The sequence below is a fragment of the Nocardioides pacificus genome, assembly GCF_054775955.1.
In genome coordinates, this window is sequence record NZ_BAAHCI010000015.1 from 593579 (window position 1) to 614047 (window position 20469).

Consider the following 20469-nt stretch of genomic DNA (forward strand, 5'->3'; position numbering starts at 1 on the left):
CAGGAGAGCCTCCCCTTGACTGACCCCGGCAACCCGCCCCTGCCCGACCTCGTCGTCGTCGGCTCCGGCTTCTTCGGACTGACCATCGCCGAGCGCTGCGCCGAAGAGCTCGGCCTCAAGGTCCTGGTGCTCGAGCGGCGCCACCACCTCGGTGGCAACGCCTACAGCGAGATCGACCCGGAGACCGGGATCGAGGTGCACAAGTACGGCACGCACCTGTTCCACACCTCCAACGAGAGGGTGTGGGCCTACGTCAACCGGTTCACGGACTTCACCGACTACCAGCACCGGGTCTTCGCGAAGTACCAGGGGCAGGTCTACTCCTTCCCGATGAACCTGGCGCTGATCAACCAGTTCTTCGGGAGGTCGCACACCCCCGACGAGGCGCGCGCCCTGATCGCCGAGCAGGCCAGCGAGATCGCCACCGCCGACGCGACCAACCTCGAGGAGAAGGCGATCTCCCTGATCGGGCGTCCGCTCTACGAGGCGTTCGTCAAGGGCTACACCGCCAAGCAGTGGCAGACCGACCCCACCGAGCTGTCGGCCGACATCATCACGCGGCTCCCGGTGCGCTACAACTTCGACAACCGCTACTTCAACGACAAGTACGAGGGCCTGCCCGTCGACGGCTACACCGCGTGGCTCAACCGGATGGCCGAGCACCCCAACATCGAGGTCCGCGTCGAGACCGACTTCTTCGACGTCGCCGACGACTTCAAGGGCAAGGTCCCGATCGTCTACACCGGCCCCGTCGACGAGTACTTCGACAACCGCGAGGGTCGGCTGTCCTGGCGCACGATCGACCTGGAGGCGGAGACGCTCGACGTCGACGACTACCAGGGCACCGGTGTCGTCAACGCCAACGACCAGGACGTGCCGTTCACCCGGGTGCTGGAGTTCAAGCACCTCCATCCCGAGCGCACCTACCTGCCGGGCAAGACCATCGTGGTGCACGAGTTCTCCCGCTTCGCCGAGGAGGGCGACGAGCCCTACTACCCGGTGAACACCGCGGAGGACCGGGCCAAGCTGCTGAAGTACCGCGAGCTGGCCAAGAAGGAGCCGATGGTGCTCTTCGGCGGCCGGCTCGGGACCTACAAGTACCTCGACATGCACATGGCGATCGGCTCGGCGCTGTCCATGTTCGACAACAAGCTCAAGCCGCACTTCGCCGAGGGTGCGCCGCTGACCAGCGGGGGAGTGGACGAATGACCACGACACAGATCGCCACCGGGACCATCCAGGGCCAGGAGACGGGTGCCGGGCCCCGCCGGGTGCTGATGCGTCAGGTGCTGCCGATGGGCCAGGACCTCGACGTCCTGCCGCTGTACGTCGACACGCAGCCGGTGGCTCTGGACGCCGACAAGTACGAGGTCGGCACCAACCGCAACGCCCGCGCGCTCCACGCCGCGGGCCTGCGCCAGTCGATCTCCACGGGCGACAGCATCCACCCCGACCAGATCCTTGACCGGAGCACGGTGCGGATCCACTCGGGCGACAAGCTGTCGTTCGGCACCTACTTCAACGCCTTCCCCGCGGGCTACTGGCGGCGGTGGTCGGTGGTCAGCCAGGTGCGCCTCACCGTCACCCTCACCGGACGATCCGCCTCCGTGATCGTCTACAAGTCCACCGCCAACGGCCGCTCCCAGCGCGTGGACCAGGCGACCACCGGCGACCAGGACGGCGGCACCTTCACCTTCGACCTGCCGCTGAAGCCCTTCGTGGACGGCGGCTGGTACTGGTACGACGTGGTGGCCGGCGACGACGACGTCGAGGTCACCGCCCTCTGGGACGCCGAGGTCCCCGAGGACCGGGCCACGCCCGGCTCGGTGACGATCGCGATCACCACGATGAACCGCCCCGACTTCTGCGCCGACCTGCTGGTCCAGATCGGCGAGGACGAGGGCGTGCACGAGCTCCTCGACGAGGTTCTCGTCATGGAGCAGGGCACTCAGAAGGTCACCGACTCGCCGGTCTTCTCCGCGGCCACCGAGGCGCTGGGCGACAAGCTGCGGGTGCTCGAGCAGGGCAACCTCGGCGGCTCGGGCGGCTACGCCCGCGGTCAGCTCGAGACGCTGCGCAAGGGCACCGCGACCTACATGATGTGCATGGACGACGACGTCGTCTGCGAGCCGGAGGGCATCATCCGGGCGGTCACGTTCGGCGACCTCGCTCGGCGCCCGACGATCGTGGGCGGCCACATGTTCAGCCTCTACGCGCGCTCGCGGATGCACAGCTTCGGCGAGATCGTCCAGCCGTGGCGCTTCTGGTGGCAGTCGGCTCCCGGCGTCTTCACCGACTGGGACTTCGCGGCCCGCAACCTGCGCTCGACGCGGTGGCTGCACAAGCGCATCGACGTCGACTTCAACGGCTGGTTCATGTGCCTGATCCCGACCGTCGTGCTCGACGAGATCGGACTGTCGCTGCCGTTGTTCATCAAGTGGGACGACAGTGAGTACGGCCTGCGCGCCAAGGCCGCCGGCTACCCGACGGTCAGCTTCCCCGGTGCGGCCGTGTGGCACGTCCCGTGGACCGACAAGAACGACGCGCTGGACTGGCAGTCCTACTTCCATCAGCGCAACCGCTTCGTCGCGGCCCTTCTGCACTCGCAGTACGAGCGGGGCGGGCGGATGGTGCGCGAGAGCCTCAACCACCAGATCGGCAAGCTCGTGGGCATGCAGTACTCCACGGTCGAGCTGCGCCACCAGGCGCTGGAGGACGTGCTCGCGGGGCCGGGTCGCCTGCATGCGGACCTCGCGGTGAAGCTCCCCGAGGTCAACGCCTTCCGCAAGCAGTTCACCGACGCCCAGCTGGAGGCCGATCCCGACGCCTTCCCGCCGGTACGTCGCTCGAAGCCGCCGCGCAAGGGCAAGGACGGCAGCGAGCTGCCGGGTCGGGTCTCGCTGCTGATCACGGCCGGGCTCGCCCCGCTGCGCCAGCTCAAGCGCCCGCGGCCACTGTCGCGCCAGCACCCCGAGGCGGAGATCCCGGCGATGGACGCCCAGTGGTACCGCCTCGCGCGCTACGACTCGGCGATCGTGTCGATGCCGGACGGCACCTCGGCCGCGCTCTACCAGCGCGATCCGCAGCGCTACCGCGACCTGCTGCGCCGTACCCTCGAGATCCACCAGCGTCTGCACCGCGAGTGGCCGCGCCTGGCCCAGGAGTACCGCGCGGCGCTGGGCGACGTGACTTCCCCCCAGGCGTGGGAGCAGACCTTCCGCCCGTGGACCGACCCGAAGCCGGAGGACCATCGCGGTGAGTGAGCGCCCCCAGGCGGCGGTGCGGGTGGTGGACGCCCCGCTCACCCCGCCGTCCGCCAACAGCGGGATGCTCGAGGTGTTCCGCCGTCGCTACCTGCTCAAGCTGCTGGTGCGTCGCGAGGTCTCGGCGCGGTATCAGGGGTCGTTCCTCGGGCTCTTCTGGTCCTACATCCAGCCCGCCTTCAAGCTGGCGATGTACTACTTCGTGATCGGCGTGATCCTGGATCGCGGCATCGAGAACTTCGCCATCCACCTCTTCGCGGGCATGGTGATGGTCCACTTCTTCACCGAGACCTTCGGCGCCGGCACCCGCTCGATCGTGCGCAACAAGGGGTTCGTGCAGAAGATGGCGGTGCCCCGGGAGATGTTCCCGGTCGCCTCCACCCTGGTGTCTGCCTACCACGTGATCCCGGGCATGGTGCTGCTCTCATCCCTGTGCGTGGTCCTCGGCTGGCGTCCCGATCTCGTGGGGCTGCTGGCCGCGCTGCTGGGGTTCACGCTGGTCGCGATCCTCGGCACCGCGCTGGGGCTGCTGTTCAGCGCCGCCAACGTGTTCTTCCGCGACTTCGGCAACGTCGTGCAGGTGCTGACCCAGTTCGTCACCTTCAGCGTGCCGATGATCTACCCCTACAGCATGGTGGCCGACCGGTTCGGCCGTTTCGCGCACTACTACCTGCTCAACCCGATCGCGGAGGCGGTCCTGCTGTTCCAGCGCGGCTTCTGGGTGGGGACGACAGAGGACCCGGCGGCCACCATCGCCGTCCACATGCCCGATCACCTCTTCGCGATCGGGCTCGCGCACGTGGCCGTGGCGCTGGTGCTGCTCGCGGTGGCCCAGCTGGTCTTCACCCGTCTCGAGAACAAGATCCCGGAGCGTCTGTAGATGACCCAGTCCATCGTGGTCGAGGACGTCAGCAAGTCCTTCACCCTGCGCTACCACCGGACGCTGAAGCAGATGTCGGTGGCCGCCATGCGCGGTCGCGCCCTGAGCGAGCAGTTCCAGGCCCTGGACCACGTCTCCTTCACGGTGGAGCAGGGGGAGTCGATCGGCCTGATGGGGCTCAACGGCTCGGGCAAGAGCACGCTGCTGAAGCTGATCAACGGCATCATGCGCCCCGACTCGGGCTCGGTGCTGACCCGCGGGAGGATCGCCGGCCTGATCGCGACGGGCGCCGGCTTCCATCCCCAGCTGAGTGGTCGCGAGAACATCTTCCTCAATGCCGCGGTGCTTGGCATGACCGAGGCGGAGACCCGGCGCAAGCTCGACGACATCGTCGAGTTCGCCGACGTGGGCAAGCACCTGGACTCGCCGGTGGGGCACTACAGCTCGGGCATGTTCGCCCGGCTCGGCTTCGCGGTCGCCATCCACGTCGACTCCGACATCTTCCTGGCCGACGAGGTGCTGGCGGTGGGCGACAAGCCCTTTAAGGAGAAGTGCATGCAGCGCATGCAGGAGGTGCGCAGCAGTGGACGCACGCTCTTCTACGTGAGCCACGCGGCCGGCTCGGTGCGCAAGATGTGCGACCGGGTCCTGGTGCTCGAGAAGGGGCGCCTCGCCTTCGACGGCGAGGTCAACGCCGGGATCAAGTACCTCAAGTACGACGCGCCCACCGCGAGTGACGAGGAGATCGCGGACGAGGAGCTCGCCAACGACGTGTGACCCGGCAGCTGCGGGGGTGCTCTTCCGTGTCGGAAACCCCACAGTTCCGCCGTTTGGTTTGACAAACTCGGAACTCGTCGGCGTGTCGACTGGAAATTACACGCTTGTAGTTACTCGTGAACCCTTGCGGTGACCAGTGTGACAGATGTGAAACTTGCTACCCATGTGAATTACTCACCGCACTGGAGTAGCAGACGATGCGTCCCAGCAAGGCCCGATACGTCACTGCCTGTCAGCAGGCACTGGCGCTGGGAGCCGTCTTCGCGGTCCTGACACCCGCCGCCGCCGTGATCTCCCTCGACGTGGTGCAGCAGCGTCCCAGCGGACACGTGGAGACTTCGCTCGCCCTCACCGAGCCCGAGCCGCAGACGGAGACGGCGGTCGTGCCGACGGCTCCGGTCGACCCGGTGGTGCGCGAGCGCCGGCTGACGCCCGCGGTCCCCGACGGCAGGGACGGGGACAAGGGGGGCGAGGCGCCGTCCGCCAAGCAGGACGCGCTGCCCGGCGTGGATCGTCGTACGACGGTCCGGGGGGACGAGGTCGTGAGCGCGCCGGAGCAGGTGCACGGCTACGGCGCGGTGGGCGTCACCTGGAGCGGCCTGGAGCAGGTCGACGACGAGAGCATCACCGTCCAGGCGCGCAGCCGCACCGAGGACGGCTGGTCGGAGTGGACGGCCCTGGAGTACCACGACGAGCACGGCCCCGACCCGGCCAGCCCCGAGGGAGTCAAGGCTCGCCCGGGCACCGACCCCCTGTTCGTGGGTGACGTCGACCAGGTGCAGGTCCGGGCGACCACCGAGGCCGGCACCGAGGTCCCGGCGGACATGAAGGTGGCCGTCATCGAGCCGGGCGAGGCAACCGGCACCGAGGTCGAGACCCCGGAGCTCGAGGGCGAGGCGCTCGCCGATCCCGCCGCAGACCAGCCTGCCGAGCCGGCTCACTCCGCGGACCCCGCCATCGCACTGCAGGCGGCCAGCCTGCCGGCCAAGCCGCAGATCTTCTCCCGTGCCCAGTGGGGTGCTGACGAGCGGATGCGGGACAAGAGCTCGCTGCGCTACGGCTCCATCAGCGCCGGCTTCGTGCACCACACCGTCAACGCCAACGACTACACCTCGGCGCAGGTCCCCGGGATCATCCGGAGCATCTACGCCTACCACACGCGCTCACGCGGCTGGAGCGACGTGGGCTACAACTTCCTCGTCGACCGGTTCGGCCGGATCTGGGAGGGGCGCTACGGCGGCGTGGCGCGAGCGGTCGTGGGTGCGCACACGCTGGGCTACAACGACTACTCGTTCGCGATGTCGGCGATCGGCAACTTCGACGTGGTCCAGCCCTCCGCCGTCATGGTCAGGGCCTACGGCGACCTCTTCGCGTGGAAGCTCTCGCTGCACGGCGTCTCGGCCAGCTCGATGCGTCAGCGGGTGGGGTCACGCACCTTCGCCGCCGTCAACGGTCACCGCGACGCCGGCTCGACCGCCTGCCCCGGGCAGTACCTCTATGCCAAGCTCGGGGCGATCAGGAACCGGGCCGCGAGCCTGCAGGCCAACCCGACCGCGCCGACCCCGACCCCCACGCCGACCCCCACCCCGACGCCGACCCCCACCCCGACCCCCACCCCGACGCCCACTCCGACGCCGGTCGTCCCGATGAGGGTGACGCCGGTCCCGGACTCGAACCTGGTCGGGACCGCGCACCCGGACATCGTGATGCGGCGGGCAGCGGGCAGCCAGGGCGTGATCCTCCCGACGCGCGGGCTGATCAAGTTCGCAGCTCCGGCGCGGGCAGCCGGCCGGTGGGCCGGCAACAACATCCTCGTGTCACCCGACCTGAACCAGGACGGGAAGAGCGACCTGGTTGCCGTCCACCGCAAGACCGGCGTCGTGCGGACCTACGCCGGCAACGGGAAGGGCAACTACACCAGGGGTCTGAAGGTCATCCGCAAGCTCTTCAAAGGCTTCGACCAGATCACCGCGGTCGGCGACCTCGACGGCAACGGCCGCAACGACCTCGTGGCGAGAAAGGTCAAGAACGGCCGGCTCTACCTGTTCTCGGGGCGCGGGAACGGCAGCTTCGCCACGCGCTGGCTGGCCAAGGGCTGGGGGACCTACAACCGGGTCACCTCGACCGGTGACATCACCGGCGACGGGGTGGTGGACCTGCTGGCGCGCGACCGCAGCGGCACGCTGTGGCTGCATGCCGGCAAGCCGGGCGGCCGGCTGGCCGGGCGGGTGAAGGTCGGCACCGGCTGGGACGCCTACGACGTCATCACCGGCTATGGCGACTACAACGGCGACGGCCGCGCCGACCTCTTCGTGCGGCGCAGGGCTGACCGCATCGGCTTCGTGATCCCCTCCACCGGCAGCGGCACCTTCGGGCACCCCCTCGGCCCGATCGGCAAGATCGACAACCTCGGGTCGATCAGCGGCGGCGGGCACGTGCGTGGCGACAAGGCCCCGGACCTGGTCGGCCTGCACGCCGGTCGGCTGATGGTGGTGCGCCACCTCGGGGAGTACGACCTGGGTGAGCCGGTCCCGACGAACCTCAAGCTCGGTGCCGCCGACCTGGTGATCAACGTCGGTGACTGGAACAAGGACGGCTTCGGCGACGTGATGACCCGCAGCGCCAGCAAGGGAGCGCTGGGGCTGCGGCTGGGCACCGGTGGTGGTCAGTTCGCGGATCCCAAGATCATCGGACGCAACCTCGGCGACGTCACGGGGCTCACCGCGGTGGGCGACGTGACCGGGGACGGCTGGCCGGACCTGCTGGGCAAGGTCGGCTCCGCGACCTGGGTCTACCCGGGCAACGGCACCGGCGCCCTCGGTGCCAGGGTCCCGGCCGTCGTGGCCGACGACCGGGCCTCGAAGGTGGACCTCTCGGCCTACGACTGGGTGATCGAGACCCGTGACGTCACCCTGAGCGCCGGACCGAGCCTGATCGTGCGGGAGTCCGCGACCGGTCGCCTGTGGGTGCTGCGCGACGACGCTCGCGGGGGGTTCGAGGCGCCTCGCTTCCTCGCGGACGGGCTGCTCGGCTACGACCTCGCCGGCTAGCCCGTCTCCGCTACCGGGGATGGCGCGCGGTCGCACGCTCCGCGTCGTACGTCGTGGAGAGCCGGCTGTCGTCGGGGTGGGCGACCAGCACCACCGAGCCGGCGTGCGCCAGCGGCTCGAGCAGGCAGGGGAGCCCTTCGGCGGAGGCCGGGTTGAGCGTGGTCAGCAGCCGGCCCCCCTCCTCGAGGAGACCGGCGTCGCGCGCCCCGTGCCACAGCTGGGACCAGGCGACTCCGGCCACCGCCGGGTCGTCGTCGCTCGGCGGGTCCCACGCCGTGAAGGCGTCCGGCTGCGACCAGACCTCGATCCCGAAGTCGTGGACGTCCGCGGGCACCGCCTCGGCGAACCGGACGCCGAGGGGGCGCAGGGAGCACGCCACGACCGGCAGGTCGCCCGCCTGCGGCGCCCAGGCATCGAGGGAGTCCGGACCGCACACCACAGCGTCTGCGGGGCCCTCCCACACCACCTCCAGCCCCACGCTCCACGCCGCGCCGAGGAACACCGGCCCCAGCCAGTGGGTGGGGAGGTCGAGCAGCAGCCGGTCGCCGCGCTCGAGGTCGAGCTCCTCGCACAGCAGCGAGGACGTCTTGGCGACCCAGTTGGCGTAGGTGGTCACGGAGAGCTCGACGCGCTCGCCGGTCGAGTCGTCGTAGAACGTGATGAGGGGGCGTCCCGGCTCGCGGGCGAGCAGGGCGGTCAGAGTGCTGGCGAAGGTCACCGGCCCAGCCTAGGCGTGGGGGCCCCGGCGCGACGTCTACGCTTCGGGCCATGGCAGCCGACACCTCCCTCCCCGACGCCTCCCTCCCCGCCGTGGGGCCCATCGAGGACTTCTGGGCCGTGATCCCGGCCGGGGGCGCCGGCACCCGGCTCTGGCCGCTGTCGCGGTCGGACTCGCCGAAGTTCCTCCACGACCTCACGGGCAACGCGCGCTCCTTGCTCCAGGACACCGTCGACCGGCTCACGCCCCTCGCGGAGGACCGGTTCCTGGTGGTGACCGGTGCCGCGCACCGTGACGCTGTGCGCGGGCAGCTGCCGCAGCTAGGCGCTGGGTCGGTCGTCGCGGAGCCCTCCGCACGAGACTCGATGGCCGCGATCGGGCTGGCTGCCGCCCTGCTCGAGCTCCGGGCGCCCGACGCGGTCATGGGCTCGTTCGCCGCCGACCACGTCATCACGCAGCCTGCCCTGTTCGAGGAGTGCGTACGACGCGCGGTCGCCGCCGCGCGCGAGGACTGGCTGGTGACGCTGGGCATCGATCCGACGCACCCCGCGACGGGGTTCGGCTACATCCACGTCGGCGACCCCCTGCCCGGCCTGGACGCCTCCCACGTGCGGGCCTTCGTCGAGAAGCCGTCCGCGGAGGTGGCGACGGGCTATCTCGCCTCAGGGGTGCACCGCTGGAACGCGGGGATGTTCGTGGTCCGACCGACCGTCCTGCTCGACCTGCTGGGCCAGTGGCACCCCGACTTCGCCGCCGACCTGCGCGCCCTGGCGGCGGCCGCCCACAGTTGCGACGAAGGGGCCGACGAAGCAGCGCTCGACGCCGCTCTCGAGCGCTGGTGGCCGGGGCTGCCGAAGATCGCCCTGGACCACGCGGTCGCGGAGCCCGCGGCGGCCGTGGGTCGGGTCGCGGTCGTGCCGGGCGGCTTCGGCTGGGAGGACATCGGCGACTTCCACTCACTCGACGCGCTGCTGCGCACCGCCGAGGAGGATGTCGTGGTGCTGGGGGACCGCAGCCTGGTGCAGACGGTCGATGCGCGCGGACTCGTGGTCCCCGGCGGTGGGCGCACGGTCGCGGTGGTCGGCCTCGACGACGTGGTCGTGGTCGACACCGGGGACGCGCTCCTGGTGACCACGCTGGAGCGGGCCCAGGACGTCAAGGCGGTCGTCGCGGCCCTCAAACGGGCGGGCCGCGACGACCTGACCTGACCCGATCAGGCGGCGTCGGGCTCCGGGGAGTCGAGGTAGGGGTAGTCGAGCATGAACTGCTCGAGCGCCTCGCCGCTGGGCTCGGAGCAGTACTGCCACACGCCCACCTGCTTGCCGGCGTCGACGGCCTCGCCCTCGCCGCCGATCGACCAGTGGGTGAGGGCGATGTGCTTGCCCTCGGGGAACGGCTCGCCGTCCTTCTCCATCCACGGCACGGCCTTGAACTTGTTGCGGAAGTTCTCGGTGCCCTTGAACTTCGTGGCCAGGCCGGTGATGTCGTCCATCATCTGCTCGTCATCGGCGGCCGTCTCGTCGTACCAGAGGATCGTGAAGCCGTGCTCGAGGTTGTGGATCATCATGCCGAGCTCGGGGCGGTCCTCCTGGGTGTAGAGCTTGCGGTCCATGGAGTCCCACTGGTCCCAGTGCTGGCCGAAGGCCGGAGGCGAGTCCTCGAAGGTGAGCTCGGTGCCTACCGGGACGTGGTCCTGGTTGCCGTCTGCGGGCTTCGTGATGACGTCGTCGCAGGCGCTCGCGGGGGCGCCGATGGCGTCGATCTCCTGGTCCTCGAACTTCTTGCGGTCCCACTGGTCCTTGAGCGGCTTGTAGGCGGCCGCGACCACGATGAGCAGGGCGATGCCGACGCAGACGCCGACGATGGCGACGCCGCGACGCCGGTCGGCGCGCTTCTGCTGAGCGCGCATCTTGTCGACGACGGCGCGACGATCGTTCTTGGCGGGCTTGACCACGAAAACCAGCTTCCTCGGAGGGGACCTTCGTCGGCAGATCTTACGGAGTGGTGACGAACGGTCGCAGCACGACCGGGTGCTGGTCGTCCGAGGTGGCCTCGACCGACCAGCCGTGGGCGAAGACCAGGGCCGCCAGCACCGGGCGAGCCGCCGGCGTCAGGGAGGTCAGACGCAGCTCGGCCGGGTCGGGGTCGGCGTCGGGGCCCGCGTCGGGGCCTGCGTCCAGGTGGGCGTCGGGACCCAGCACCCGCTGGACCGCGTCGCGCAGCTCAGCGGGGGAGGCGGGACTGCCGAAGGGGAGCCGGTCGGCCGGGGCTCCCGCCAGCGCGCGGACGACGGCCTCGCGGGCGCCGTACCCGAACAGGTCCCCGCCCTCACGGCGCACCAGCGCGACCGCGCCGGGTCCGTGCTCGCCAGCCGGCAGCACCAGGTCGGCGCGGCCGCGGACCACGGCGCAGGGGCGGCCACCGAGCTTGCCCTGGGCGAGCTCCGCGGCTCCGGCGATCTCGTCGGCGACGGCCGGGGCGGTCACCGCGAGCGGATTGCCGTAGCCGTCGACGCGGCCGGCGAAGTCCTCGACGACGCGCAGGCCGGCGGCGCCCACCGCGATGTCGGTCTGGCCCTCGCGCCAGGCGCGTCCCGCCGTGTCGGTGACGATCACGCCGACGTTGTGGCCGGTGCGCCGGCGGACCTCCTCACGCAGCCGGCGGGCCGACGCGTCGGGGTCCAGCGGCAGCAGCACGATCCGACCCGCCTGCACGTTGGACGCGTCGATGCCGGCCGCCGCCATCGTCAGCCCGTGGCGGGTCCGCACGATGCTGGTGGGGCCGCGCCGGGCCACGACGCGCACGGTCTCCTCGGCGAGGGCGGAGTCACGATCGCCGTCGCGGATCCGGCCCTCGGCCTTCGACACGACCTTGCTGGTCACCACCAGGACGTCGCCGTCGAGCAGCTCGACCACGGCGAGCAACGCTCCGGCGAGGTCGCTGCCCGGCTCGATCTCCGGGACGCCGTCGGGGGCCGTGACCTGCAGCGCGCCGCCGGTCCGGGTGGGCGCTGTCATCCGTGCGTGGCGAGCGCGACGGCGGCGGCCGCCATCTCGGCCGTCGCGTCCGGCGAGGTCATCATCAGGGGGACGGCGCGGCACGCGATGCCGGCGGCCTCGACCGCCTCGACCTGCCCTGCGTCGCCCTCATCGACGAGCCAGCCGTCCAGCACCCCGCCGGACGACCGCGCGCCGTAGTGGCGGGCCACCGCGCCTGCCGAGACCTCGACGCCGATCGAGGTGAGCATCTGCTGGGCCATGCCCCGCACGTGGGTGCTCCCGACGATGGGGGAGAGCCCGACGACCGGCGCGGCGGTGTCGAGCAGGGCCTCACGGATCCCGGGGACCCCGAGGATGGTGCCCACCGACACCACCGGGTTGGAGGGCGGCAGGAGGACCAGGTCGGCGCCGGTGATCGCCTCGACCACGCCGGGCGCGGGCCTCGTGGCGTCGAGCCCGACGAAGACGACCGTCTCGGCGGGCACCTCGGCGCGCAGGCGGACCCAGTACTCCTGGAAGTGGATGACGCGGCGGCCACTGGGCTCGTCCGGGTCGGCGATGGCCACGTGGGTCTCGACCCGGTCGTCGGTCATCGGCAGCAGGCGGACCCCCGGCTCCCAGCGCTTGCACAGCGCCTCGGTGACCGCCGAGAGCGGATAGCCGGCCTCGAGCATCTGCGTGCGGACCAGGTGCGTGGCCACGTCCCGGTCGCCCAGGCCGAACCAGGTCGGCTCCACGCCGTACGTCGTCAGCTCCTCGCGGATGCTCCACGTCTCGTCGCGTCGGCCCCAGCCCCGCTCGGGGTCGATGCCGTCGCCGAGGGTGTACATCACGGTGTCGAGGTCGGGGCACACCTTGAGACCGTGGACCCACAGGTCATCGGCCGTGTTGGCGATGACCGTGACCTCGGCATAGGGATCCACGCCGGGCAGCCGCCCGGCCCGGATGCCGTGGAGCAGACCCTGGAGGAAGCGAGCGCCGCCCATGCCGCCGGAGAGGACCGTGATTTCGCGCATGTGGATACCTTGCCGCACAGGGGGGTATCGGGTGTCTAGCGGGGCAGGCGCCGGTTTGGTCCATACCAGATGTGCGCTTGACTTTCGGGGTGCGACAGGCATGTAATTCCAGCAGTGTTACTCCGTGCTCCCCTTCGCAGGCTGACTGAGCGTCGCCGGTGAATGAGAGGCGCGTCACATGACGACGACAAGCGGGGGTTTCCGGGGGGCGAGTCCCTGGGTTGCCGGGTCGAAAGGGCGAATGCCGTGAGAGAACTGTTTCTCCTCGACGGGGACGCCGAGGAACTGGGGTGGCAGGACCGCGCACTGTGTGCGCAGACCGATCCCGAGGCGTTCTTCCCCGAGAAGGGTGGGTCCACCAGGGAGGCCAAGAAGGTCTGCCTGACGTGCGAGGTGCGCGACGACTGCCTCGAGTACGCCCTGATGAACGACGAGCGCTTCGGGATCTGGGGCGGTCTGTCCGAGCGCGAGCGCCGCAAGCTGAAGAAGCAGGCTGTCTGAGCCGCGTCCCTCACAGGGGCGACGGCTCGCGCCGCGCCCCTCTGAGGGACGCGGCTAGGGTGGTCGGCCGTGAGTGATGCCGAGATCCGCCCCGCCGACGTCACCCTCCTGCTGGTCTCCCACGACGGAGCCCGCTGGCTCCCGACCGTCCTTGCCGGAGTGCGTGCCCAGAGGCGCGCCCCCGACCGCATCGTCGCTGTCGACACCGGCAGCAGGGACGAGAGCGCCACGCTGCTGAGCGCGGCCTTCGGGCCCGACGCCGTGGTGAGCGCTCCCAGCTCGACCTCCTTCCCCGCCGCGGTCGAGCGGGCTCTGACCCACGTGTCCGGCGTGTCGCACGGTGCCCCCGGCGAGGAGTGGATCTGGATCCTCCACGACGACTCCACCCCGGACCCCGGGGCGCTCGAGGCGCTGCTCGCGGCTGCGCAGGACGATCCGAGCGCCGACATCCTGGGACCCAAGCTGCGGGAGTGGCCCTCGCTGCGTCGGCTCCTCGAGGTCGGGGTCACGATCTCCGCCACCGGTCGGCGCGAGACCGGTCTCGAGCGGGGCGAGTACGACCAGGGCCAGCACGACGACGTGCGCGAGGTGCTGGCCGTCAACACCGCGGGGATGCTGGTGCGGCGTGCCGTGCTGGAACGACTCGGGGGCTTCGACGAGCAGCTGCCGATCTTCGGCAACGACATCGACTTCGGCTGGCGCGCCGCCGCCGCGGGCCATCGCACGGTCTGCGTGCCCCAGGCGGTCGTCTTCCATGCGGAGGCCGCCCACCGCGGCGTACGACGGACATCGCTGACCGGGCGGCACACCCACTACGCCGAGCGCCGCGCCGCGCTCTTCACGCTGCTCGCGAACTCGCCGCGCCGGGCGCTCGCCTTCCGGACCCTGCGCCTCGCGGTGGGCACGCTGCTGCGGATGGTGGGCTTCCTCCTCGTGCGCTCGCCGGGCGAGGCCCTCGACGAGCTCGCCGCGCTGGTCTCCATCTATCGCCGGCCCGGCCAGATCCGGGACGCGCGTCGGGCGCGCCGGGACCTGCACGGCGCCGACCCGGAGCGGGTGCAGTCGCTGCTGGCCCCGCGCTGGCTGCCCTACCGGCACGGACTGGACTTCGTGAGCGACCTCGCGGCCGCCGCCACCCATCAGGCCGCGGACGTCGCGGAGCGTCGTCGTGCCGCCAAGCTCGAAGCCGAGGGGCCGCCTCCTGGCGCGTCGCAGCACCGCCGGCCGGCCCGGGCGGCCAGCGTCGACGACGAGATGCTCGAGGAGGACTCGGGCCTGGTCGCCCGCTTCCTCACGAACCCGGTCGCCGTCAGCGTGCTGCTCTTCGTGGTGCTGGCCGTGGTCGGGGCCCGCGAGGCGCTGGGCGCTGTCTCCGGCGGCGCTCTGTCGCCGGCGCCCGCCGGCGCGAGTGACTGGTGGCGGCTGCACCTCGAGTCGTGGCACCCCCTCGCACTGGGCACCGACGTCCCCGCACCGGCCTACCTGCTGCCGCTGGCCCTGGGCGCATCGCTGCTCCTGGGCCACGCCGGGGCGGTCGTCTCCCTGATCATGCTCACCGCTGTCCCTGCCGCGATGTGGGGAGCTTGGCGCTTCCTGCGGGTGGTGAGCCGGTTGGTCGACCCACGCGGGACCTCGCGCTGGGTGCTGGCCTGGGGTGCGGCGACCTACGCCCTGGTCCCGGTCACCAGCGGAGCCTGGAGCGAGGGCCGGATCGGCACCGTCGTCACCGCCGTCCTGCTGCCCTGGCTGGCCCATGCCGCCCTCGGGTTCGCCGATCCCGAGGCCGACCGTCGCTGGCGGGCGGCCTGGCGCACCGGTCTGCTGCTCGCGCTGGTCGCGTCCTTCGCGCCGGTGACGTGGCCGTTCGCCGCGTTGCTGTGCCTCGCCGTCCTCGCCACCGCGTTCGCCCTGGCTCCGCGCGCGATGCGGGACCGGTCGGTGTGGGGGCCGCCCGTCGTCGCCCTGCTCGTCGTCCTCGTCCTCCTGCTGCCGTGGCTGGTCCCGCTGTTCACGACGGGCTCGTCGGCGGGGCTGCTGCTGGAGACCGGCAGGCTGCCGGTGGCGGACATCGACGGCACCCGTCTGCTGGTCGGCGCGGCTGCTGACCAGAGCGCGCCCTGGGTGCTCGGAGCGCTCGTGGGGGCTCTGGCGACCGCAGCGCTGCTCGCCCGGCAGGCCAGGGTCGCCGTGGTGGTCTGCTGGCTCGTCGCCCTGGTCGCGGCGGTGGGCGCCCTGCTGCTGAGTCGGCTCCGTCTCGACCTGGCCACGAGCGACACCGGCCCGAGCCTGGGGCTGTTCGTCGTGCTCCTGCAGGGCGCGGCGGTGGTGGCGATCTCCCTGGCCGGACAGGACCTCGTGCGGGCGGTGCAGGGCGCACGCGAGCGACGCGTCGCGAGCGGTGTGCTGCGGGCGTCAGGTGTCGTGGCGGCCCTGGTCGCGCTCGTCGTACCGCTCGGGGGGCTGGGGTGGTTCCTGGTCTCCTCTCCCGACTCGCTCGACGAGAGCCCCGAGGCCGACATCCCGGTCTACATGCGCCAGAGCGCCCTGGAGGGGCCGGAGCGTGGTGTCCTCGTCGTGCGAGGGAGCATCGAGGAGGGCCTGACCTATCGCGTCCTGCGCCAGGACGGCGCCACGCTTGGCGAGGACGAGATCCTCGCGCTCACCGACGAGGACACCGACTTCACCGCGACCGTGCGGGCCCTCTCGTCGCGACCCACCGCGGAGGTGGTGGGTGAGCTGGCCGACCGGGGGATCCAGTACGTCGTGCTGCCCTCGCCCGCCGACGGCCGGGTGGCCGCGACCCTGGACGCCTCCGACGGGCTGACCCAGGCCAGCGCCGAGAACCGCTCGACGCGAGCCTGGCAGGTGGCGCAGGAGCCGCCGCCCGATGCGGTCAGTGGCCCCGACTCGTGGCTGCGCTCCGTGCTGCTCGTCGTCCAGGCGCTGGCCGTGCTCGTCGTCGCCGTCCTGTGCGGCCCGACCCGGAAGGACGTGCCATGAGGACCCGCCGTCACGACTCGCCCCCACCCGCGGACACCGGCCGTCGGGCAGCCGCGCGTCGGAATCGGCGGATCCATCCCCTCACGGTGATCGCGCTGCTGCTGCCCTTGCTCACCGTGGGAGCTCTGGCGCTGGTCGGGGGCCCAGACCCGGCCCGCACGAAGGATGCCCCCGACCGCACGCCGCTGACGGCCACAGCCCTGGGCTGTCCGTCGGCCGTGGGGGGAAGCGACCAGGTCGCGGTCGCCAACGTCGAGGGGGCCGTGGGCGAGGTGGCCACCCGCAGGGCAGGCAAGGGGGAGGGGGCCGCCCGTGACGCCCTGCGCCTGGAGGAGATGGCGACCGCGCTGACGCGGGTCTCGGATCCCTTGGTCCTGATCGGCAGCGACGCGCTCGCGCCCGGCCTGCTCGCGGGAGTCCGGACGATCGGTGGGACAGCCGAGAACGCCGCGGCCGTCTGCTCGTCCCCGGAGCCGGAGCAGTGGTTCACCGGCGTCGGTGCCGGGGCCTCCCACTCCTCGGTCCTCGAGCTGGTCAACCCCGATGCGGGTCCGGCGGTCGCCGACATCACGCTTCTCGGTGCCGAGGGTCTCCTCGACACCCCGGCGCTCCGGGGGGTGACGGTCCCGGGCGGCACCACCGTGAGCCTGGACCTGGCCCAGGTCGTCCCTCAGCGCGACGAGCTCGCGCTGCGGGTCCTCGTCTCGAGGGGACGCCTGGTCACCCACGTGCGCGACGACGTGGACGAGCTCGGCGCCGGAGCTCGCAGCCGCGACTGGCTGGCGGGCCAGAGCGAGCCGCTCTCGGCCAACCTGCTCCTCGGGCTCCCGGCGGGCGCCGGTGCGCGCACCTTGGCCGTCGCCAACGCCGGCGACGACGAGGTGCGGGTGACCGTCAAGGTGGTCACCGAGGAGAGCGCCTTCGCCCCGGTCGGCGTCGAGGAGCTGAGCGTCGCGCCGCAGAGCGTGGCCACCGTGACCTTGGACGAGGTGCTGCAGCGGGAGATCCGGCAGGGGGCGCTGGGCCTGCTCGTGGAGTCCAGTGCGCCGGTGAGCGCGACCGTGCGCTCCTTCGTCGAGGGCGACCTCTCCCATGCAGTGGGTGCGGAGTCGTTCGAGGAGGCCGGGCTCGTTCTGCCCGAGGGCTCGGTGCGGCTGCTGCTCGGCGGTGCAGACGGTGTGGGAGCGGTGAGCGTACGGACCTGGGACGCCGCAGGCCGGGCCCTGGCGGACAGGCGCGTCGAGGTGGCTCCGGGTCGCTCACTGTCGCTCGCCCTGCCCGAGGACGCCTCGCTGCTGCGGGTCTCTGCGGAGCGGGCCCGGGTGTCCGGAGCGGTGCTGGTCGAGCAGGACGGCAGAGCCGGGGGAGCTGCCGTGCTGCCGATGCGCCCGCTGGTGCTCGACGGGCTGGTCCCGGCGGTCGTCCCTGCGCTGCGCTAGCCCGCTCTGCGGCCCCCCGGATCCGCGCTTCCTAGGCGTCGCCCTCGTAGCGCGGGTCCACGTCCTCGGCGTCGATGCCGAGCAGCTCGGCGAGCTGCTCGACCACGATCGTCAGCAGCAGGGCCTCGAGCTCCGCGCGGCCCTCGCAGCGGTGCTCGATCGGCCGCCGGAAGAGCACGACGCGGGTCGGCTCGTCGCCATTGCCGCGCACGAGTGACGAGAGCGGCACCGTGTCGGGAGACCAGTCGTCGGGGATCTGCGGCGCGTCCTCCACGGCGTACTCCACGACGCCGAGGCGGTCCTGCCAGCGCTCGTCCACCTCGGTGACGATGCTGAGCGCGAGGTCGTCGAAGCGCTCGCGCCGGGTGCGTCCGACCGGTCGGCCGGGGCGTCGGGGCAGGACGCCCGGTCCTCGCTGACCGCGTCCGCGGCGGTCGCGTCCACGGCGGCTGAGTCGCGCCGCCGCGGCGGGTACGGGCTCGTCCGGGGAGGAGGCCCCAGCTGACGACGGAGGGGGGACGGAGTCCATGTCCGCGAGCCTAATCCGGTCCGGGCGCGGGGAGGGGTACCTTCGTCGCGTGAACCCCGCCCGTCGATGCTCGCGCACTGCCTGTGGCCGGGCTGCCGTGGCCACGCTGACCTACGTGTACTCCGACCAGACGGCCGTCCTGGGACCCCTCGCCACCTACGCCGAGCCCCACGCCTACGACCTGTGCGAGCAGCACAGCGAGCGACTCTCCGCCCCGCGGGGCTGGGAGGTCCTGCGCCTGGCCCGCGACACGAGCGACGCCGGGCCCTCGGGCGACGACCTGCTGGCTCTGGCGGATGCGGTGCGAGAGGCCGGCCGACCGGCGCCGAGCGCCGCACCCGCGCAGACCGGGCTCTCGAGCCAGATCGGCGGCGAGAACGGCCGCGAGACGGGCCGTCGGGGCCACCTGCGCATCCTCACCTCCGACTAGCGCCCGACGTCGAGATCCACCCCGGTTCGTTGATCGAGCAGGGCGCGCAGCGCAGACCGGAGGCGGTCCGCCCCGTTCGTTGATCGAGCAGGGCGCGCAGCGCCCGACGTCGAGATCCCCCGTGTTCACCGGGTGCTATTCGCGGCGTGGTCGGTGCCGGACCCAGTCGGGTGGTTGAGCTGGTGGCCGGTCGGTGTCTCGCTGTCGCCTTCTTGGCGGCGGCTGGAACTCCGGCAGCCCGTCGCTGGGGTTGAGCCGTACTTCCCAGGGCGCGTGGTGGATGGTGCGGTGGTGGTGTCCACACAGCAGCACCATGTTGTCCAACGATGTGGGGCCGCCGTCGGTCCAGTGGGTGATGTGGTGGGCGTGGCACATCACCGGTGGCCGGGTGCAGGCGGGGAACGCGCAGTGGTGGTCGCGGACGACGAGGGATCGCCACAACGCGGGGGTGACCAGGCGGTGGGTCCGGCCGACATCAAGCCGCTCACTCGGACCCCCGAGGGCGACGGGGATGATGTCGGCATCGCACGCCAGACGCCGGGCTGTCGCGGCGGACATGACGAGTCCTTCGTCGGTGACCCCGAGCCCGGCAGCGAGGTCCGCGGCGATTCCGGTGGTGACGCCGTTGGTGTCGAGGCCGAGTAGTGGCCAGTCGATCCCACCCTCAAGCGTGGTGGGGGCGGTTCGGTGAAGGTGGCCGGTCAGAGCTTGGTAGTCGATGGTGACCGTGACCCGGGGCCTGGCGCCGTGGCACTCGGGGGCCTGGTCGGTGTCCAGGCCGTGTTGGGCGTTCTGGATCAACGCGTCCCAGAGCCGGGCACCGTGGTCGCGGGGATCGATCACCTCACCACTACAACCGCCATCACCGGTGCCGTTCTCCTCACCGGTGTCGAGCGCGGGTTGGGGCTTGGTGAGCGGCAGGAGCGCTGCTTTGAGGATCGCGGCGTCCTCGACCGAGCCGCGTCCTTTGAGGCGGACGCCGCCGGCGCCGTCGTCGACGATGGACAGGAACCTGTCCAGGTGGGCGGCGCGCTCCTCGCGGTCCAGGGCTTTCTCGAGGTCGCGTTCGGTGCGCTCAGGGTCGATGACGTGGATGAGGTGGCGGGCTGCTTTGGCGAGCTCGGAGGCATCCAGGACCCCGGCCTCGGCCAACAACAGGGCTTCGGCCTCGGCACGGAGGGTCGGGTTGGTGGGGAGCTGCTCGATGGCATCCACGATCACGGCCGCCTGCTCGGGAGACACGTCCCCACGACGTAGCGCCTCCAACGTGGCGCGGCGCTCGCCGCGCAACAGGCCGGCGTGGTCTACCGCCCGTTTGCCTTGGGCGCGGCGCAGTCCGGCGAGGTGGGTGAACCAGTCCCCGGTCGAGGCCCAGGCGAGTTCGGTCTTGGCGGCGGCGCGGGCGTGGACCTCGGCCAGCATCTCGGCCTCGAGGGCGGCGACGTGGGCACGGAGAGCTTCGAGGGCGGAGACGCCTTCGAGGAGGTCATCGCACGGGCGGGTGGCCCACAGCACGGAGTCCAGCCCGGCCAACGCATGGTCGGCCAGACCGACCATCCCGACGGCGCCACCGATGGCACCGGAGCCGGTGTCGTCGGGGCCGTTCGGGGTCGTCGCCATGCAGATCACTCAAACAGGTGCCACCGACAATGCACCCCGGTTTGACCTGGTCTGGTCTCGGATTGTGGACAACATTCGAAAGTTCTTCTGGCGGCCCATCAACTGTCCACAGGGGCGGGTTACAGGTGGGGTCTCGACGTCGGTTGCTGCGCAACCTGCTCGACCAACGAGGGTGTGCGCGACCTGCTCGACCAACGAGGGGTGCGCAACCTGCTCGACCACCGAGGGGGTACGCAACCTGCTCGAC

16 protein-coding genes are annotated in these 20469 nt (G+C 71.6%); 10 read left to right on the forward strand and 6 right to left on the reverse strand.

Going from position 1 to position 20469, the window contains the following annotated elements:
- Positions 1–15 precede the first annotated feature (15 nt).
- The 5 genes from glf (at position 16) to ACYU7L_RS21360 (ending at position 7970) form a co-directional block, all read left to right on the forward strand.
- Positions 16–1209 (forward strand): UDP-galactopyranose mutase, encoded by a 1194-nt coding sequence (gene glf / locus ACYU7L_RS21340; RefSeq protein WP_460800790.1) that lies wholly within the window; start codon positions 16–18, stop codon positions 1207–1209.
- Positions 1206–3263: a glycosyltransferase gene (locus tag ACYU7L_RS21345; protein ID WP_460800793.1), complete on the forward strand. Its 2058-nt coding sequence runs from the start codon at positions 1206–1208 to the stop codon at positions 3261–3263. The genes glf and ACYU7L_RS21345 overlap by 4 nt, the downstream gene beginning before the upstream one ends.
- Positions 3256–4143, forward strand: coding sequence for an ABC transporter permease (locus ACYU7L_RS21350; RefSeq protein ID WP_460800796.1), 888 nt, complete (start codon positions 3256–3258; stop codon positions 4141–4143). The genes ACYU7L_RS21345 and ACYU7L_RS21350 overlap by 8 nt, the downstream gene beginning before the upstream one ends.
- Positions 4144–4920 (forward strand): ABC transporter ATP-binding protein, encoded by a 777-nt coding sequence (locus tag ACYU7L_RS21355; protein ID WP_460800798.1) that lies wholly within the window; start codon positions 4144–4146, stop codon positions 4918–4920. It begins immediately after the preceding gene.
- A gap of 197 nt (positions 4921–5117) precedes the next feature.
- Positions 5118–7970 carry an FG-GAP-like repeat-containing protein gene (locus ACYU7L_RS21360; RefSeq protein WP_460800800.1) on the forward strand — a complete coding sequence of 951 codons (2853 nt, stop codon included), beginning with the start codon at positions 5118–5120 and terminating at the stop codon, positions 7968–7970.
- A gap of 10 nt (positions 7971–7980) precedes the next feature.
- On the opposite strand, the gene ACYU7L_RS21365 is transcribed toward ACYU7L_RS21360, so the two are convergent.
- Positions 7981–8688 carry a TIGR03089 family protein gene (locus ACYU7L_RS21365; RefSeq protein WP_460800803.1) on the reverse strand — a complete coding sequence of 236 codons (708 nt, stop codon included), beginning with the start codon at positions 8686–8688 and terminating at the stop codon, positions 7981–7983.
- Between the two features lie 50 nt (positions 8689–8738).
- Between ACYU7L_RS21365 and ACYU7L_RS21370 the strand changes: the two genes are divergently transcribed.
- Entirely contained in the window at positions 8739–9896 is a 1158-nt protein-coding gene (locus ACYU7L_RS21370; RefSeq protein WP_460800806.1) for a mannose-1-phosphate guanylyltransferase, read from the forward strand.
- Between the two features lie 5 nt (positions 9897–9901).
- Here ACYU7L_RS21370 and ACYU7L_RS21375 read toward each other — a convergent pair whose 3' ends face one another.
- From ACYU7L_RS21375 to cofD, 3 genes are read right to left on the reverse strand one after another with little or no spacing between them, the layout of a single operon-like run.
- Positions 9902–10642, reverse strand: coding sequence for a DUF3105 domain-containing protein (locus ACYU7L_RS21375; protein ID WP_460800808.1), 741 nt, complete (start codon positions 10640–10642; stop codon positions 9902–9904).
- A 40-nt stretch (positions 10643–10682) separates the two neighbouring features.
- A complete protein-coding gene (gene cofE / locus ACYU7L_RS21380; RefSeq protein ID WP_460800810.1) occupies positions 10683–11705 on the reverse strand; it encodes a coenzyme F420-0:L-glutamate ligase in 1023 nt (340 codons plus the stop codon).
- The gene (gene cofD / locus ACYU7L_RS21385; protein ID WP_460800813.1) at positions 11702–12703 is read right to left on the reverse strand and encodes a 2-phospho-L-lactate transferase; all 1002 of its coding nucleotides are present in this window, start codon (positions 12701–12703) and stop codon (positions 11702–11704) included. The genes cofE and cofD overlap by 4 nt, the downstream gene beginning before the upstream one ends.
- Positions 12704–12949: 246 nt before the next feature.
- Between cofD and ACYU7L_RS21390 the strand changes: the two genes are divergently transcribed.
- From ACYU7L_RS21390 to ACYU7L_RS21400, 3 genes are all read left to right on the forward strand, one after another.
- Entirely contained in the window at positions 12950–13204 is a 255-nt protein-coding gene (locus tag ACYU7L_RS21390) for a WhiB family transcriptional regulator (protein WP_460800815.1), read from the forward strand.
- 69 nt (positions 13205–13273) lie between these two features.
- Positions 13274–16204, forward strand: coding sequence for a glycosyltransferase family 2 protein (locus ACYU7L_RS21395; protein ID WP_460800817.1), 2931 nt, complete (start codon positions 13274–13276; stop codon positions 16202–16204).
- Positions 16201–17643, forward strand: a complete 1443-nt coding sequence (locus tag ACYU7L_RS21400; RefSeq protein WP_460800819.1) for a DUF5719 family protein — start codon at positions 16201–16203, stop codon at positions 17641–17643. The genes ACYU7L_RS21395 and ACYU7L_RS21400 overlap by 4 nt, the downstream gene beginning before the upstream one ends.
- 31 nt (positions 17644–17674) lie before the next feature.
- On the opposite strand, the gene ACYU7L_RS21405 is transcribed toward ACYU7L_RS21400, so the two are convergent.
- Positions 17675–18172 (reverse strand): metallopeptidase family protein, encoded by a 498-nt coding sequence (locus ACYU7L_RS21405; RefSeq protein WP_460800821.1) that lies wholly within the window; start codon positions 18170–18172, stop codon positions 17675–17677.
- A 49-nt stretch (positions 18173–18221) separates the two neighbouring features.
- Between ACYU7L_RS21405 and ACYU7L_RS21410 the strand changes: the two genes are divergently transcribed.
- Complete coding sequence (locus ACYU7L_RS21410) at positions 18222–18602, forward strand: DUF3499 domain-containing protein (RefSeq protein ID WP_460800824.1); 381 nt, start codon at positions 18222–18224, stop codon at positions 18600–18602.
- Positions 18603–18737: 135 nt separating this feature from the next.
- Here ACYU7L_RS21410 and ACYU7L_RS21415 read toward each other — a convergent pair whose 3' ends face one another.
- On the reverse strand, positions 18738–20222 hold the full coding sequence (locus tag ACYU7L_RS21415) for an HNH endonuclease signature motif containing protein (RefSeq protein ID WP_460800827.1): 1485 nt from the start codon (positions 20220–20222) through the stop codon (positions 18738–18740).
- Positions 20223–20469 lie beyond the last annotated feature (247 nt).